The 16,638-nt window shown below is 57.1% G+C and carries 15 protein-coding genes; 9 read left to right on the plus strand and 6 right to left on the minus strand.

Annotated features, from left to right (window positions below):
* Window positions 1-24: 24 nt before the first annotated feature.
* Window positions 25-792 (minus strand): helix-turn-helix domain-containing protein, encoded by a 768-nt coding sequence (locus ACI514_RS02690; protein WP_160059106.1) that lies wholly within the window; start codon window positions 790-792, stop codon window positions 25-27.
* A gap of 112 nt (window positions 793-904) precedes the next feature.
* On the opposite strand from ACI514_RS02690, the gene ACI514_RS02695 reads away from it, so the two are divergent.
* From ACI514_RS02695 to ACI514_RS02705, 3 genes are all read left to right on the plus strand, one after another.
* On the plus strand, window positions 905-1,720 hold the full coding sequence (locus ACI514_RS02695) for a sulfite exporter TauE/SafE family protein (RefSeq protein WP_160059105.1): 816 nt from the start codon (window positions 905-907) through the stop codon (window positions 1,718-1,720).
* A gap of 90 nt (window positions 1,721-1,810) precedes the next feature.
* Entirely contained in the window at window positions 1,811-2,959 is a 1,149-nt protein-coding gene (locus ACI514_RS02700; protein WP_405123044.1) for a hypothetical protein, read from the plus strand.
* A gap of 125 nt (window positions 2,960-3,084) precedes the next feature.
* Window positions 3,085-4,281, plus strand: a complete 1,197-nt coding sequence (locus ACI514_RS02705) for a hypothetical protein (RefSeq protein WP_405123045.1) — start codon at window positions 3,085-3,087, stop codon at window positions 4,279-4,281.
* 3 nt (window positions 4,282-4,284) lie between these two features.
* Here the strand turns inward: ACI514_RS02705 and ACI514_RS02710 are convergent, their stop codons facing one another.
* The 5 genes from ACI514_RS02710 to ACI514_RS02730 form a co-directional block, all read right to left on the minus strand.
* Window positions 4,285-5,271 carry a hypothetical protein gene (locus tag ACI514_RS02710; RefSeq protein WP_405123046.1) on the minus strand — a complete coding sequence of 329 codons (987 nt, stop codon included), beginning with the start codon at window positions 5,269-5,271 and terminating at the stop codon, window positions 4,285-4,287.
* Window positions 5,272-5,432: 161 nt separating this feature from the next.
* Window positions 5,433-6,167 (minus strand): HNH endonuclease, encoded by a 735-nt coding sequence (locus ACI514_RS02715; protein WP_405123047.1) that lies wholly within the window; start codon window positions 6,165-6,167, stop codon window positions 5,433-5,435.
* 113 nt (window positions 6,168-6,280) lie between these two features.
* A complete protein-coding gene (locus ACI514_RS02720; RefSeq protein ID WP_405123048.1) occupies window positions 6,281-6,814 on the minus strand; it encodes a Bro-N domain-containing protein in 534 nt (177 codons plus the stop codon).
* 348 nt (window positions 6,815-7,162) lie between these two features.
* Entirely contained in the window at window positions 7,163-8,413 is a 1,251-nt protein-coding gene (locus ACI514_RS02725; RefSeq protein WP_405123049.1) for a ribonucleotide-diphosphate reductase subunit beta, read from the minus strand.
* Window positions 8,414-8,956: 543 nt separating this feature from the next.
* Entirely contained in the window at window positions 8,957-9,217 is a 261-nt protein-coding gene (locus tag ACI514_RS02730; protein ID WP_027612631.1) for a DUF2790 domain-containing protein, read from the minus strand.
* A 465-nt stretch (window positions 9,218-9,682) separates the two neighbouring features.
* Here ACI514_RS02730 and acs point away from each other — a divergent pair, with 465 nt between their 5' ends.
* The 6 genes from acs to ACI514_RS02760 all read left to right on the plus strand — a co-directional run bounded on the left by acs (window position 9,683) and on the right by ACI514_RS02760 (window position 16,511).
* On the plus strand, window positions 9,683-11,638 hold the full coding sequence (acs, locus tag ACI514_RS02735) for an acetate--CoA ligase (protein WP_007912698.1): 1,956 nt from the start codon (window positions 9,683-9,685) through the stop codon (window positions 11,636-11,638).
* Between the two features lie 717 nt (window positions 11,639-12,355).
* Window positions 12,356-13,129 carry an ABC transporter substrate-binding protein gene (locus tag ACI514_RS02740; RefSeq protein WP_311882613.1) on the plus strand — a complete coding sequence of 258 codons (774 nt, stop codon included), beginning with the start codon at window positions 12,356-12,358 and terminating at the stop codon, window positions 13,127-13,129.
* A 91-nt stretch (window positions 13,130-13,220) separates the two neighbouring features.
* Complete coding sequence (locus ACI514_RS02745; RefSeq protein ID WP_007912702.1) at window positions 13,221-13,910, plus strand: ABC transporter permease; 690 nt, start codon at window positions 13,221-13,223, stop codon at window positions 13,908-13,910.
* On the plus strand, window positions 13,907-14,605 hold the full coding sequence (locus ACI514_RS02750) for an ABC transporter permease (protein ID WP_405123050.1): 699 nt from the start codon (window positions 13,907-13,909) through the stop codon (window positions 14,603-14,605). Before ACI514_RS02745 ends, ACI514_RS02750 begins: the two co-directional genes overlap by 4 nt.
* Window position 14,606: 1 nt before the next feature.
* Window positions 14,607-15,719 carry a M14 family metallopeptidase gene (locus ACI514_RS02755; RefSeq protein ID WP_160059098.1) on the plus strand — a complete coding sequence of 371 codons (1,113 nt, stop codon included), beginning with the start codon at window positions 14,607-14,609 and terminating at the stop codon, window positions 15,717-15,719.
* Between the two features lie 27 nt (window positions 15,720-15,746).
* Complete coding sequence (locus ACI514_RS02760) at window positions 15,747-16,511, plus strand: ABC transporter ATP-binding protein (RefSeq protein ID WP_003227281.1); 765 nt, start codon at window positions 15,747-15,749, stop codon at window positions 16,509-16,511.
* Window positions 16,512-16,638 lie beyond the last annotated feature (127 nt).

Consider the following 16,638-nt stretch of genomic DNA (forward strand, 5'->3'; position numbering starts at 1 on the left):
ATCAAACGCATTTTTTGATTTGCGCTAATTCGCCGCCTCCAACCAGACGGACGGTGCCTGCCCGAGGATCCGCCGGAACATCGTCGAGAACGCCGCCGGGCTCTCATAACCGAAGTCCAGCGCGATGCGCGTCACCGCTTCACCCGAGGCTAGCCGCGCCAGCGCCAGGACCACGCACGCCTGCTGCCGCCATTGCCTGAAGCTCAGCCCGGTTTGTTGGCGAAACAGTCTGTTGAAGGTACGCAAGCTTATGTGTAATTGGTCAGCCCACTGCTGTGGTGATTGGTGGGCGTACGGCTGATGCAGAAAAGTCTGACACAGAGACAGGAGCTTTCCGTCAGTCGGTAGCGGAATGTGCAACGGCAGCGGCGCACTGCGCGTCAACTCATGCAGCAACAGATCAATCAACACACCATCGCGCCCGCTGAGGTCATAGGTAAGCGGTACTTCCACCGCCTCCATCAGCAAATGCCGCATCAACGGCGACACGCTGATCACCTGACAGCGCTCCCCCAAATCCACTGCACCCGGTTCGATGTACAAGCTGCGCGTGCTGACCCCAAGCATCAACACCTCGTGCGCCACCCCCGGCGGAATCCACACCGCTCGCTGCGGCGGCACCACCCAGTTGCCGTCATGGGTGCTGACTTGCATCACCCCGGTCGCGCCGTACAACAACTGCGCCCGCCGATGCGTGTGAAAAGGCAGCAAGTGACCGTGGGAATAATCCGTACCGATCGCCACCACCGCGCGCGGCGTGTCATCCAGCAGATTGATCGAAACATTGCGCATCAGGCGTTTTCCGGTGATTGGCGTAAACGCAAACATTATTGGCTGACTTGCTGAAGCAGGCCAAGCGATGCCGCTCTATCGTCGACCGCTCTCCCACCACGGACGCCTCGACATGTTCTATTTACTGCTGACCCTCTTCGGCTGCCTGACCGGCATCACCGCGGTCCTGTTCGGCTTCGGCGGCGGCTTCGTCGTGGTGCCGCTGCTGTATCGCCTCCTCACCGCGAGCCACGGCGCCGACGACCCGATCGGCCAGTCAGCAATGCACATCGCCGTCGCCACTTCGACCTGCGTGATGATCGTCAACGCCCTGATCGCCACCGACAAACACCGCCGCGCCGGCAATCTCATTCGTCATTACCTGTGGCCGTTGGGAGGGTTCATCGGGTTGGGTGCAATCGTGGGGGCAATGGCGGCGGTGTGGGTCAGCGGCGACGTGATTCGCTACGCATTCATCGGCTACCTCGGCGTGACCATCGTCGACTGCCTGCTGCGACGCGGCTTTCTCACTCAGAACCCAGATGTCATCCCACGCCGACTTGGCGCTACGGAAACTTCCGCAGGTGGTGTAGGCATCGGCGCCATCGCGACGTTTCTTGGTGTAGGAGGCAGCGTCATGACCGTGCCGCTGTTGCGCCGCTGTGGCTTGAGCATGTCGCAAGCGACGTCCATGGCCAATCCGCTGAGTGTGCCGGTGGCAGTGGCGGGGACGCTGACTTACATGGCATTGGCCGGGTTCAGTCAGGTTGACCTGGGCGCTTGGTTTGTCGGGTATGTGGATTTGCTGGCGTTTGCGGTGCTGACGGTTGGCTCGCTCATCGGGATTCGATTGGCCGCGCCATGGATTGGACGAATCCCGGATCGGGTGCATGCGCGTGTGTACATCGGGCTGTTGCTGATGGTGATGATCAGCATGTGCTTGAGTTGAAGGCGACAGCGCTCGATTCCCCCGCGCAACCTCGACATAATCCGCAGCTTCTTTTGGCGGGCAGTTGCTCGTTTATTCAAGGATGAAGTGATGTTCCGAGGATTGTTACGCCTTTTCGCTGTTCTTTTTCTGACGGGCTTGTTTGTCTCGACTGCAACGTCGGCCGACAACGGCGCGCAGGTGTACACCGGCACCTTGGGTAAAGCGGCCATCGTCCTCGAAATAAACACTCGCACTGGAGACGGTCGTTACTTCTATAAGAAGTATCGCAAGGATCTGCCACTCGACGGTGCCCTGGACGGGGAAACACTGATGCTGGAAGAAGGTTCGCGGATGGAAGATTCGCGCCCGACCCTTCGTCTGCAGCCGACAACTCATGGTTGGTATGGCGAGTGGACGAGTACCGCTGGGAAAATCCTGAAGGTCGAGTTAGAACCAGCCGTCATCCCCAATGTACCCGACGATGCCTTGCCCTTTTTCACCACTCTTCACGACAAGTACCCTTACGAATATCTGCGACTGCAGGGCGTCACCCTCAAAAAAGGCAAGACCGACACCTTCATGGGCTACACGCTGCAGTGGTGGACCGAGCCGAAGACAGACACTTCTCTGTTCGAAGTGGTGACCGGTTACTCCCTCGAAGAGCGTCGACGTATCAACCAACAATTGATGGCGCGTTTGTGGGGCGAAGTGTTGTCGTCTTATGGCTGTTCTGGAAGTTATGCGCAGTGGAGCCAGCCACTGTGGATGTCGCCCACAGTGATGAGTGTGCGGATTTCATCGGACTATTACTGTGGCGGTGCCTATCCGGATCAAAGCCACGACGCGCTCAACATCGATACCAAGACAGGCAAGCTTCTGACCCTTGATGATGTTTTGTGGGTGGGGCAGGGCAAGCCGTTGCACTACGAGGAATATGAAGATTTCGCCGCGGGCTCACCCGGCTCTTCGACAGCGTGGTCGAACTACCGCAACACTGAACTGGCACCTTGGTTGGTCGCACAGTTGCTGAAACTCTACCCAAACGAAATGACCGTCATCCCCGAGGGTGAAAACGATTGCGGCTACGACGAGGATTATCCCTGGCATTATCCGGGTTGGTACTTCACGGAACAGGGCATCAAGCTCGAGCCATCATTTGCCCACGTCGCGGCGGTCTGCGGATTCGTGGACTGGAGCGTTCTGCCGTACACAATCGTCAAACAACATCCGGGCGGGGTTGCACTGCAACTGCCTTGAGGTGGCGTTATCTTTCAAGCGCAGACTCTCGATTACCAGGCGTAACCCCGCCATAATCGCCGCGAATTTATCCGCGCCGGCCCTCCAATGCCGGCGCGGCCTCCGCCTCTTTCAAGGAACGATCAATGCTCAAGGGACTGATGCGCCTGGCAACCTGCGCCGCTGTGCTGTTCTCGCTGCAATCCACCGCACACGCTGAAGACAACCGGATGGTGTTCACCGGCACGTTGGGCAAAATGCCGATCGTCTTCGAAGTCGATATTAGTGACCCGGGGCAAGTCACCGGTCGCTACTTCTATGAGAAGTTTCACCGCGATCTAGAGCTTAACGGCACCTATCAAAATGACATATTGCTGCTCACAGAGGGCAGTGATCGTATGGAGCCGAGCAAGCCGTTACCCACGCTGAAACTGCAACAGATTGATGGCGGCTGGAAGGGCGAATGGCAAAACCCCAAGGGCAAAAAGTTGCCCGTACTCGTCACTGATACGCCACTTCCCGAAGTGCCGGCGAATGCATTGCCCTACATCGCCAAGTTGCCCAAGAGCGAGCCCTACGAATATCTACGGCTTCAGGGATTGAAACTCAAACCTGGTAAAAAGCAGGACTTCATGGGCTACTCCCTGCAATGGTGGGAAGAGCCTGATACCAAGATGTCCATGTTCAGCATCGAATCCGGGATGCCAAAAGAAGATCTGCAACGGGTTAACCAGCAGTTGCTCGGGCGCTTGTGGGACGAGGCCATCAGTTACTACGGTTGCCAGTTGCGAGGTCGCGGTTACGCCGAATTCCTACAGGACGTCACCCCGACATTTATCTCGCCCAGCGTCATCAGCCTGAACATATCCACCAGCTACGACTGCGGCGGTGCGCACCCGGACTTCGGCGATTCACCACTCAACATCGATGTGAAAACCGGCCATCCGTTGTCTCTCGAAGACGTGCTCTGGGTGGGCGAGGGGCAGCCAATCCTTCACGCTGATCGTTACCGAGGTGGTGACCAGCCATTGACCGAGGCCGAAGACGCCGCGCGCTCAAAGTACCAAAGCGAAGTCTTCAAGCCGTGGCTGATCAAACAACTCACCGCGCTGTACCCGGATGAAATGAAGAAACCGGCAGGCGGAGATGAAGACAGTTGCGACTTCACCAATGAAGATAACTGGAGCTATTCCAACTGGCACTTCACCGAAAAAGGTTTGTACATCGGAGCGTACTTCGCCCGCATAGAACGAGCCTGCGATTCACCCGACTGGTCGATCTTGCCGTACTCGTTGATCAAACAACACCCCGGCGCCGTCAACCTGCAACTGCCCAAGAGTTAACCGTCACTCCAGACCCGGCGCTTCACGAATAATGAAGTGATCCAGATTCTCGATATTGGCATTGAAGACCTCGAAAGGCTTTTCGGGGTTCTTCTTGCCGGGCACCTGCTTCAACTCCGGCGTCACCCCATAGAAGAAACAGAACAACGCCTTGTCGCTATCCACCGCGTGCTTGATCTCCTCCAGAAACGCCTTGCGCTTGCGGTAGTTGTCGATCAACTTCTTGTTCAGATAAACGCTGACCGAGTACGGCTTCTTCTTACTGTCCTCGGGCTTCTTGAACCAGACCTTGTCCTCGAAATCGATACGAAAACTGGCACTGTGGAAGTCCTCGATCTTCTTGATCCGCCCCCAGTAAATCAGCCCCTTGTTGTCCGTCAGATACTCGATCTTCTTGAAGAACGAACTGTACGGCGCCGAATGCTCACCGACCTTCAACGGCATCCGCTTGAGCAACTCCTTGTCCGCGAAGTTGGAAACAAAACACTCCACCGGATGCGCAAACACGCTGGTCTTGTCCGGCGCCGACTCACGACTCGCCGACTCTTTACCACCGTCCGCCGCCGCCCGCACCGGATCATCGCGCAACACATCCGCCGCCCCCGCTGGCGCGACAGGCTTGCGCACATACTCACGCCGGGTCAGCAACAACTCCGAAGGGAAGTGCTCCTCACGCCCGTCATCCACCTCGCCATCCGCCGTCTCAACGCCAGACGCTGAAGCCTTCAAACTCACATACGGACAACCCGCCACATGCTGCGTAGTGGGCAGATTCTTGAAGTGCGGCGTGCGCACGTAATTCACGTTCTTCGCGTTGAACGTTCCCAACTCGTTGGAAGCCTCGAACGCCGAACGACAAGCATCGTTGGGGCACTGGAAGTGTTCCTTCGCGGAGTCAAACGCCACCGTCTCATCGAAATTGAGATCGCGAACATCATAGATCGACAACTTGTCGTCGAGGCTGAGGCAGTAGGCGAGATCGAATTTCATGGTGGGGCTCGGATCCTTGAGTGGGGGAGGGGTATTAATAGCGGGAGGCGGCGCGGGTTGCACTGATTGTTTTCAGGATGATGCGGGTTTGTGGGAGCCGGCGTGCTGGCGATTGGTGGCATCATCCAGATTTCACGACCGAGCGAGCGCAAGCACCCTCGTCACATAGTTTTGCGGTTCGGGTACTCACGCTTCAACCGTTCGACCCTGGCATAAAGCGACTCGGTGAACTCTTTGCTGTCATTCGAGTGATGGCAGCGCCGATGACAGTTCGGACAAAGCGCGACAGCATTGCTGATTCGATCAGAACCCTTATTCGCCAAATGCTTCACGTGATGAACTTCAAGGTAAGGCGAGTCATTTTTAGTGAATGGCGCCGGTTCACCGCACCCTTCACATATCCCTTTGGCTTTCTGACGAACCCAGGCTCTAACCTTCGGGTCACGTATAAATGCAGTGCTCTGGGCGGGAGAGCGCTTCGGCTTCACAATCCCCGCAGGTTCATCTTCAAGAGGCAGTTTCTCTAGCGCCAGAGCTCTCTGCTCTAGTGCTTCTTCATCCGCAGTCGCAACCGTTGGATCCCCAAGCGTTACCCCTTTGGCAATCAACACCGCTCGGATGGCTGGCTCAACGTTGGCCCCAACGTTTCTGGCTGGCTTGTATCCTTTGATGTGTTCCCTATGCATTCTCAATAAAACGGCAGAGATGTTCTGCATGCGGAATTCAACTGAGCCTTCAGTGCGGTTGTGCAGGGCAGATGCACGCAGTACGCGATTCTCATGTGCCTTGTTGAATTTTTGGCCGATTCGCTCAAGCTCAAACATTTTCAGGTAGGCATCAACCGCTGCCTCAATCTCAGCAACAGTCCAGTCAGTGTCTTTTTTCTTGTCGCTCATAAAATCGCCGAGGGTTGAAAACCCTCGGACGATACTGAGTGGCCATTACTGCTGTCTACGAAAATTCCTACATAAAAAAGCGACGAATCTCGCGCAGTCCTACAAACCCATCCCTAGCCCATCGAGTGCTTCGAAGACTGAAACGCCTGCCTAACCCTTCGCCACCAGGGGTTCTCTAGAGAAGCTCGTCGTGACTTCTGACCGTTCAACAGGTAAGGCATATCCCGAAGCCGAATCCAGCCCTCATCCTGCCAATGCAGCAAACTCAAAGACATCTCCGGCCAATCCAACAAGCTCAACATTGGCCGATTCGAATCTCCTGAATCCTCCGCATCGCGCAAGGTTGGCACTACCTCATTGGTCAACCACTCACGCAATAACCGGTTACCCGGAACGTAGTGATAGACCAACAGCGCATACACCCCAGATTCACTGAGCATCAGTTGCTGTTCAGGTTCTCGAAAGTACTCAATCCACATGACGCGGCGTTGATCGATATCTAGCTTGTTGACCACTCGATCATTCAGATGGAAACCCATCAAACGGCCAACATCGCGGGCGGAAAACCATGGCTGGTTTTCGAGTAGAAGGGCATGCAGAGAAAGGTTGTGGCGAGAGAAGACGGTTACCGAGCATGCATCAGACATATCTATGACCTCTACGTTTTGGATTTTGGGAGGGCCTGACCCCAACGTAGAGCGGACTTAAGAAATCCCAACGAGCAGAGCCGTTGCCACCGACGAATTACACGTCTGTGTCACTGACCAAGCTTTCTACGTTGGGCGTTTCTTAGGCACCTGCGATAGAGCTTAGTAGTGCTCGCAGCACGCTTCAATGGGAAGCGACTGTAAGTGCTGTAGGAGATTGAACGCTGTGGCGTAGGCGAAAAAAGGTTTATCTATCGCCCATAAAAAAGCCCCGATCAGATCGGGGCTCTTTGCTTTCTAGACTCGCCGACTCAAACCGCAATCGTCAAATCGTGCCAAGCGAGACTATTAGTCCCAGCTCAACGCACCACCAGTTTGGTATTCGATCACTCTCGTCTCAAAGAAATTCTTCTCTTTCTTCAAGTCCATAATCTCGCTCATCCAAGGGAACGGGTTAGTCGTCCCTGGATATTCCTCTTTAAGGCCGATCTGCGACAAACGACGGTTAGCGATGAACTTCAGGTAGTCCTCCATCATCGCCGCGTTCATGCCCAGTACGCCGCGAGGCATGGTGTCACGGGCGTATTCGATCTCCAGCTGCGTACCCTGCAGAATCATCTGGGTCGCTTCTTCCTTCATTTCGACATCCCACAGGTGTGGGTTTTCGATTTTGATCTGGTTGATCACGTCGATGCCGAAGTTCAGGTGCATGGATTCGTCGCGCAGGATGTACTGGAACTGCTCGGCGACGCCGGTCATTTTGTTGCGACGGCCCATGGAGAGGATCTGGGTGAAGCCGCAGTAGAAGAAGATGCCTTCCAGAACGCAGTAGTAGGCGATCAGGTTGCGCAGCAGCTCTTTGTCGGTGTCCGGGGTGCCGGTTTCGAACTTCGGATCGGAGATCGAACGGGTGTACTTCAGGCCCCAGGCTGCTTTTTTCGCGACCGATGGGATCTCGTGGTACATGTTGAAGATTTCGCCTTCATCCATGGCCAGCGATTCGATGCAGTACTGGTAGGCGTGGGTGTGGATCGCCTCTTCGAAAGCCTGGCGCAGGATGTACTGGCGGCATTCCGGGTTGGTGATCAGGCGGTATACGGCCAGTACCAGGTTGTTGGCAACCAGGGAGTCGGCGGTGGAGAAGAAGCCGAGGTTGCGCATGACGATGCGGCGCTCGTCGTCGGTCAGGCCTTCCGGGTCTTTCCAGAGGGCGATGTCGGCGGTCATGTTGACTTCTTGCGGCATCCAGTGGTTTGCGCAACCGTCCAGATATTTCTGCCAGGCCCAGTCGTACTTGAATGGCACGAGTTGGTTGAGGTCGGCGCGGCAGTTGATCATGCGCTTTTCGTCAACGGCGACACGGGCGGAGGCGCCTTCGAGTTCGGCGAGGCCTTCGGCGACGTCGAGGGAGTTCAGTGCAGCCTTGGCGCGGGCGACAGCGGCCGAGTCGTCGGCGGTCACGGCGCGGGCTTCGATCGCGGCGGCACCGCCAGCGTTGTCGAGGCGGTCCATGTTGGCTTCAGTAGCGTGGCCGGCGTTGGCGCCTTTCACGGTTGCTACTTCACTGTCTTCTTTGTCGAATTCGTCCCAGCTCAGCATGACGTGTCGTCTCCTGCGTGAGGGCCTGTCGCCCGTGTGAAACCTGATTGGTTGGTTTTTCACACGGTCGTACAGACCGCGTTGGATGTCGTTTTTTGCAGCGATGCACGCAGGCAAATAAACAGAAATTTTGACGGGTTCCGAGAGCCTCTGATGGGCGCAATCAGCGTTGAACGCTGCTGCGGGGCTTCAGAATGGCTTTTGCTCCCTGTAAGGGAATATTGCTGACCCGTATGGGGCGGCATTATAGGGAAAAAAACACGGCTGTGCTGAGGCGAATCCGCGCATGGAGCGGTCGAGGAGGGTGGTTTTTCGACGAGAGTGAGGGTTTACAGGGCTTTGCCGGGGATAGATTTTTTTTCGTAAAAATCTCGCCATTGTGAATTTGCTCAAAAAACGAACAAAAAAATCGGTTTTTCACTACATCTAGTGTTTTGCAAGCATTTCTGACGGTTTCAAACACAACTGAGCCCGACCGAAGTCGGGCTGGAATCGACCCTCAATGAAGCGCTGAGAGATCCAATTCGGTGCAGTCTCGAATCATCAATTGGTGCAGCCGTTGCCCATGACGCTGTAACGCAGGATGTGGCGCTGGCCTTTGGAGTCGTCGTACTCCATTTTGGCCGGAACCACTTCGCAGACATTCGGAACTTCGCTCATGGAAACAACTTTGGCGATGTCCAGGTGCGTGGAGTAAGTGTATTCCTCGATCACCGGTTGTTGCTGTGCGACATCAGTCGGGACCTCATCTGCCATGGCGGTTGCGCACAGACTGCTGAGGGCCAGAACCAATAAAGCTTTCATTTCAAATTTACCTTTTTGAGGTCGAGTGGGGTCACGCAACCTTTATGGGGTTGCGTGTGTAACTTCATCGTTTGCAGTTATTACTTGAGAGCTGGATTAACGGCCTTCGTGGGGGCTGTATCGTTGTTAATCGCGTTTGCCTTGTTGGCGAGGTGAATTTTAGGGAGATGGGGCGGGGGTAAACAGAGCAGGTTTTGATAAACACCTTTGGCAGATTTGGTAACAATCCCTTGAGATGGGGATTGATAACCGGGTGTTTTGTCTGTGGGACCGAGTTGTCTGATTCGCTTGCAGGCAAGCTCCCACAGGGGTTCTGTGGTGTTTGGGGGATCGGCGTAGGGCTTCGGTGCGGGGTATCTGGATGTTTTGTAGGGGCTTGTTACTACCATCGTCGAATGGTTCTATGGCCCCCGCCCCGTTACAACAGGGTCATACAAAAACAACTATTACACCGAGGTAGGAAAGATGAGTGCGGCTTCTCTGTATCCCGTTCGTCCCGAGGTTCTGGCTAACACGCTGACTGACGAGGCGACCTACAAAGCCATGTACCAGCAGTCGGTCGTCAACCCTGACGGCTTCTGGCGCGAGCAAGCCAAGCGTCTCGACTGGATCAAACCTTTCACCACGGTGAAACAGACGTCGTTCGACGATCACCATGTCGACATCAAGTGGTTTGCCGACGGCACCCTCAACGTTTCCTACAACTGCCTCGACCGTCACCTGGCCGAGCGCGGCGATCAAGTCGCAATCATTTGGGAAGGCGACGATCCTTCCGAAAGCCGCAACATCACCTACCGCGAACTGCACGAACAAGTGTGCAAACTGGCCAACGCCCTGCGTGGTCAGGACGTGCACCGCGGCGACGTGGTGACCATTTATATGCCGATGATTCCCGAAGCCGTGGTCGCCATGCTGGCCTGCACCCGGATCGGCGCGATTCACTCGGTGGTGTTCGGCGGTTTCTCGCCGGAAGCCCTGGCCGGTCGCATCATCGACTGCAAATCGAAAGTGGTGATCACCGCTGACGAGGGCATCCGCGCCGGCAAGAAGATTTCCCTCAAGGCCAACGTTGACGACGCGCTGACCAACCCGGAAACCAGCAGCATCCAGAAAGTCATCGTCTGCAAGCGCACTGGTGGCGACATCAAGTGGAACCAGCATCGCGACATCTGGTACGAAGACCTGATGAAAGTGGCGGGCACTGTCTGCGCGCCGAAAGAGATGGGCGCCGAAGAAGCGCTGTTCATCCTTTATACCTCCGGTTCGACCGGCAAGCCGAAGGGCGTGCAACACACCACCGGCGGTTATCTGCTGTACGCGGCGATGACCCACGAGCGCGTTTTCGACTACCGTCCAGGCGAAGTCTACTGGTGCACCGCCGACGTCGGCTGGGTCACCGGCCACAGCTACATCGTCTACGGCCCGCTGGCCAATGGCGCGACCACGCTGTTGTTCGAAGGCGTGCCGAACTATCCGGACATCACCCGGGTGGCGAAGATCGTCGACAAGCACAAGGTCAACATCCTCTACACCGCACCGACCGCGATTCGCGCGATGATGGCCTCGGGTCAAGCCGCTGTTGAAGGCGCGGATGGCAGCAGCCTGCGTCTGCTCGGTTCGGTCGGCGAGCCGATCAACCCGGAAGCCTGGGATTGGTACTACAAGAATGTCGGCAAGTCGCGTTGCCCGATCGTTGATACCTGGTGGCAGACCGAAACCGGCGGCAACATGATGAGCCCGCTGCCGGGTGCGCACGCGCTGAAGCCGGGTTCGGCGGCGCGTCCGTTCTTTGGTGTGGTGCCGGCGCTGGTCGACAACCTCGGTAACATCATCGAGGGCGAGGCTGAAGGCAATCTGGTGATTCTCGATTCGTGGCCCGGTCAGGCGCGCACGCTGTATGGCGACCATGATCGTTTCGTCGATACCTACTTCAAGACTTTCCGTGGCATGTACTTCACCGGTGACGGCGCGCGCCGTGATGCCGATGGTTATTACTGGATCACCGGGCGTGTCGATGACGTGCTCAACGTGTCGGGCCACCGTATGGGCACGGCCGAGATCGAGAGCGCGATGGTTGCGCATCCGAAAGTTGCCGAGGCGGCTGTTGTGGGTGTGCCGCATGACATCAAGGGGCAGGGCATCTATGTCTATGTCACGTTGAAGAATGGCGAAGAGCCGACTGAGCAACTGCGTCTGGAGCTGAAGAACTGGGTGCGCAAGGAGATCGGGCCGATTGCTTCGCCGGACGTGATCCAGTGGGCACCGGGGCTGCCGAAGACGCGTTCGGGCAAGATCATGCGCCGGATTCTGCGCAAGATTGCCACGGCGGAATACGACGGGTTGGGGGATATCTCGACGCTGGCGGATCCGGGTGTGGTGCAGCATTTGATTGATACGCACAAGACCATGAATGTTGCTTAAGCGTTAGAAGCATAGGAGCCCTGTCCGGTTTTGCCGGGCGGGGCTTTTTTGTGTCTGGGTTTTGGGGTGGTTGGGCGGGCCTCATCGCGAGTAGGCTCACTCCTACAATTGACCGGGTTCCTTCAGATGGAATGCGATCCCTGTAGGAGCTAGCCTGCTCGCGAAGGCAATTTGTCAGGCGCTGGTGTAGTCCGCTGTCGGAACGCGGACTCACTCAACCAATAATTATCGATCTCCCCCGTAAGACATTTCCCGCTGTTACCCAACACCTTTCACGTAACCGAATGTGTAACCGCCCGCCCCGCGACGGGGCAAAGGGAAACGCATTGCCCCGTTTTAGAGCTTCTAAACCCCCAGTGAAAAATAAGACACAACGCTGCGCTTGCCGGATTAGAAGGGTTTGCGAATAATAGGCCCGCAATTTGCAACATGGATCGGTTCACTGTCTTTCGCTCTTGCATGAAATTGTAGGGCTGTCAATGTGCCAAAGTCGCTTTCTCTGTGCATCTGTAATTAGTTGTCGCATTGAAGAAATATCGGCTTCCGGCCTGTCGTTAGAATGCCGATCACTCGCTCATCGTGGCTGACGTTGAAACCTCCGACGGTTTTGACGGGAAATTTCCCACCGATGCAGCAACCGATTTCCCGATTCACCCATTCGCATATTGGGCTGTCGCTCACTCTGCCGTTTTTGCCCTTTACCGATGGAGTCCCAAGATGAAGAAACTTGTGCTGCTTGGCGCCCTGGCACTGTCCGTGCTGTCGATGAACGCCTTCGCTGACGAAAAACCTCTGAAGATCGGTATCGAAGCGGCTTACCCTCCGTTCGCCTCGAAAGCGCCGGATGGCAGCATCGTCGGTTTCGACTACGACATCGGCAACGCTCTGTGCGAGCAGATGCAGGTCAAGTGCGTGTGGGTCGAGCAAGAGTTCGACGGTCTGATCCCGGCACTGAAAGTGCGCAAGATCGACGCGATCCTGTCGTCGATGTCGATCACTGAAGACCGCAAGAAGTCTGTCGACTTCACCAACAAGTACTACAACACCCCGGCACGTCTGGTCATGAAGCAAGGCTCCGTTGTCAGCGACAACCTGTCTGAGCTCAAAGGCAAGAACATCGGCGTACAACGTGGTTCGATCCACGAGCGCTTCGCTCGCGAAGTCCTGGCCCCACTGGGCGCCGAGATCAAGCCGTACGGCTCGCAGAACGAAATCTACCTCGACGTGGCCGCTGGTCGCCTCGACGGCACTGTGGCTGACGCTACCCTGCTGCAAGATGGCTTCCTCAACACCGACGCCGGCAAAGGCTTCGCGTTTGCAGGTCCTGCGTTCACCGACGTCAAATACTTCGGCGACGGCGTAGGCATTGCCGTGCGTAAGGGCGACGCCCTGAAAGACAAGATCAACGCTGCCATCGCGGCCATCCGCGAAAACGGCAAATACAAAGCAATCCAGGACAAGTACTTCGCCTTCGATATCTACGGCAAGTAAGACGTCTCTGCGACAAGTCCGAAATGGCGCAAGCAACAGGATCTCTGCGGTTTGCGCCATTTTTTCATCCCAACTTTCGAGGACCTGAATCATGTTGAAAGGCTACGGGGCTGTCATCCTCGATGGCGCATGGCTGACGCTTCAGCTCGCCTTGTCGTCCATGGCTCTGGCCATCGTTCTCGGGCTGATCGGTGTCGCGTTGCGCCTGTCGCCGGTGCGCTGGCTGGCCTGGCTGGGCGATCTGTATTCCACGGTGATCCGCGGGATTCCCGATCTGGTGCTGATCCTGCTGATCTTCTACGGCGGCCAGGACTTGCTCAACCGCGTCGCACCGATGCTCGGCTATGACGACTACATCGATCTGAATCCGCTGGCCGCCGGTATAGGCACCCTCGGTTTCATCTTCGGTGCGTACCTGTCGGAAACCTTCCGTGGCGCGTTCATGGCCATTCCCAAAGGTCAGGCCGAAGCGGGCATGGCGTATGGCATGAGCAGTTTTCAGGTGTTCTTCCGGGTGATGGTGCCGCAGATGATTCGCCTGGCGATTCCGGGCTTCACCAACAACTGGCTGGTACTCACCAAGGCGACCGCGCTGATTTCCGTGGTCGGTCTGCAAGACATGATGTTCAAGGCCAAGCAGGCGGCAGATGCCACCCGCGAGCCTTTCACCTTCTTCCTCGCAGTGGCGGCGATGTACCTGGTGATCACCAGTGTTTCGTTGCTGATCCTGCGTCAACTTGAGAAGCGCTACTCGGTAGGCGTAAGGGCGGCTGATCTATGATCTTCGACTACAACGTCATTTGGGAGGCCATGCCGCTGTACGTCGGCGGCCTGCTGACCACCCTCAAACTGCTCGCGCTGTCGCTGTTTTTCGGTCTGCTCGCGGCCCTGCCGCTGGGGCTGATGCGCGTCTCGAAGAACCCGGTCGTCAACGGCGCCGCGTGGCTGTACACCTACGTGATCCGTGGCACGCCGATGCTGGTGCAGCTGTTCCTGATCTATTACGGTCTGGCGCAGTTCGAAGCCGTACGCGAAAGCTTCCTGTGGCCGTGGCTGTCCAGTGCAACGTTCTGTGCCTGCCTGGCGTTTGCGGTCAACACCAGCGCCTACACCGCGGAAATCATCGCCGGCAGCCTCAAGGCCACGCCGAACGGTGAGATCGAAGCGGCCAAGGCCATGGGCATGTCGCGCTTCAAACTGTACAAACGCATCCTGCTGCCATCGGCCCTGCGCCGTGCGCTGCCGCAGTACAGCAACGAAGTGATCATGATGCTGCAGACCACCAGTCTGGCCTCCATCGTCACCTTGATCGACATCACTGGCGCGGCGCGCACGGTCAACGCGCAGTTCTATCTGCCGTTCGAGGCGTACATCACCGCTGGCGTGTTCTACCTGTGCCTGACGTTCATTCTGGTCAAGCTGTTCAAACTGGCCGAGCGTCGCTGGTTGAGCTACCTGGCCCCGCGGAAGCACTGATATGGAACGCATCGACCACGTATTGCCGTGGAGCCACCTGGGCAGCGAGCGCAAGATTTCCGTGTTCCGTTTCGGACGCGGCGAGCGCAAGGCCTACATTCAGGCCAGCCTGCACGCTGACGAATTGCCGGGCATGCGCACCGCTTGGGAGCTGAAAAAGCGCCTTGGCGAACTCGAAGCCAAAGGCTTGCTCAACGGCGTCATCGAACTGGTGCCGGTCGCCAACCCGTTGGGTCTTGGGCAATTGCTGCAAGGCAATCACCAGGGCCGTTTCGAGGCCGGCAGCGGCAAGAATTTCAACCGTGATTTCGTCGAGCTGAGCGCGCCGGTTGCGGCAGCATTGGCCGAGCGTCTCGGTGATGATCCGCATGCCAATGTGCGTCTGATCCGTCAGGCCATGGCTGATCACTTGGCGGCATTGCCGGAGGCGAGTAGCCAGTTGCAAGGTATGCAGCGTGTGTTGCTCAGCCACGCTTGCACCGCTGATGTGGTGCTCGATCTGCATTGCGATGCCGAAGCCGCGCTGCACATGTATGCGTTGCCGCAGCACTGGCCGCAGTGGCGTTCGCTGGCCGCGCACCTGAATGTGAAGGTCGGATTGCTCGCGGAAGATTCCGGCGGCAGCTCGTTCGATGAAGCTTGCTCGCTGCCATGGTTGCGTCTGTCGCGTCAGTTCCCCGATGCGCAGGTTCCGTTGGCATGTCTGGCGACCACGATTGAGCTTGGCGGTCAGGCCGACACCGGTCGCGCCGAAGCCTGTGCGTATGCTGAAGGCATTCTTGCGTTCCTCGCCGAGCAAGGCTTGATCACCGGCGAGTGGCCGAACCCGGCGCACGAAGCCTGTGAAGGCATGCCGTTCGAGGGCACTGAGTTGCTGTTCGCGCCGCATCCGGGCGTCGTGAGTTTTCTGCGCAAGCCCGGCGAGTGGGTCGAGGCGGGTGATGAGATTTTTGAAGTGATTGATCCTCTGTCCGATCGGGTCAGCACGGTATGTGCTGGTACCTCCGGGGTGCTGTTTGCCATTGAACGGCTGCGTTATGCCCAACCCGGTTTCTGGCTGGCCAAGGTGGCGGGGCGCGAAGCGCTGCGTCACGGGCGCTTGCTCAACGACTGACTGACTGTTTTTGTGAGAACCGACCGCATGTACAAACTTGAAGTCCAAGACCTGCATAAACGCTATGGCAGTCACGAAGTGCTCAAGGGCGTGTCCCTGAAAGCGGCAGCCGGCGATGTGATCAGCATCATCGGCTCCAGTGGCTCCGGCAAAAGTACTTTCCTGCGCTGCATCAACCTGCTTGAGCAGCCGCACGCGGGCAAGATTCTGCTCAACAACGAAGAGCTGAAACTGGTGGCGAACAAGGACGGCGCGCTGAAAGCCGCTGATCCGAAGCAGCTGCAACGCATGCGTTCGCGCCTGTCGATGGTGTTCCAGCATTTCAACCTGTGGTCACACATGACTGCGCTGGAAAACATCATGGAAGCGCCGGTTCATGTACTCGGCGTGTCCAAGGCCGAAGCCCGCGAGAAAGCCGAGCACTACCTGAACAAGGTTGGCGTGGCCCATCGTAAAGACGCGTTCCCGGGGCACATGTCCGGTGGCGAGCAGCAGCGCGTGGCGATTGCTCGTGCGCTGGCGATGGAACCGGAAGTCATGCTGTTCGACGAACCGACTTCGGCGCTCGACCCGGAGCTGGTGGGCGACGTGCTGAAAGTCATGCAAGCGCTGGCTCAGGAAGGTCGCACCATGGTTGTGGTGACCCACGAGATGGGCTTTGCCCGTGAAGTGTCGAACCAGTTGGTGTTCCTGCACAAAGGCGTTGTTGAAGAAAGCGGCAACCCGCGTGAAGTGCTGGTGAATCCGCAGTCTGAACGTTTGCAACAATTCCTCTCGGGCAGCCTCAAGTAATCGCTGCCGTTATGCACCAGATTAGGTCATGCTTCTCGACCTAGAGACTGACCAAAATCCCTTGTAGGAGTGAGCCTGCTCGCGAAAGCGGTGGTTCAGACAGCAGTAATGTTGACTGTTACACCGC

Origin of the sequence: Pseudomonas sp. M20 (genome assembly GCF_045037865.1) — a bacterium.
Lineage (GTDB): Bacteria > Pseudomonadota > Gammaproteobacteria > Pseudomonadales > Pseudomonadaceae > Aquipseudomonas.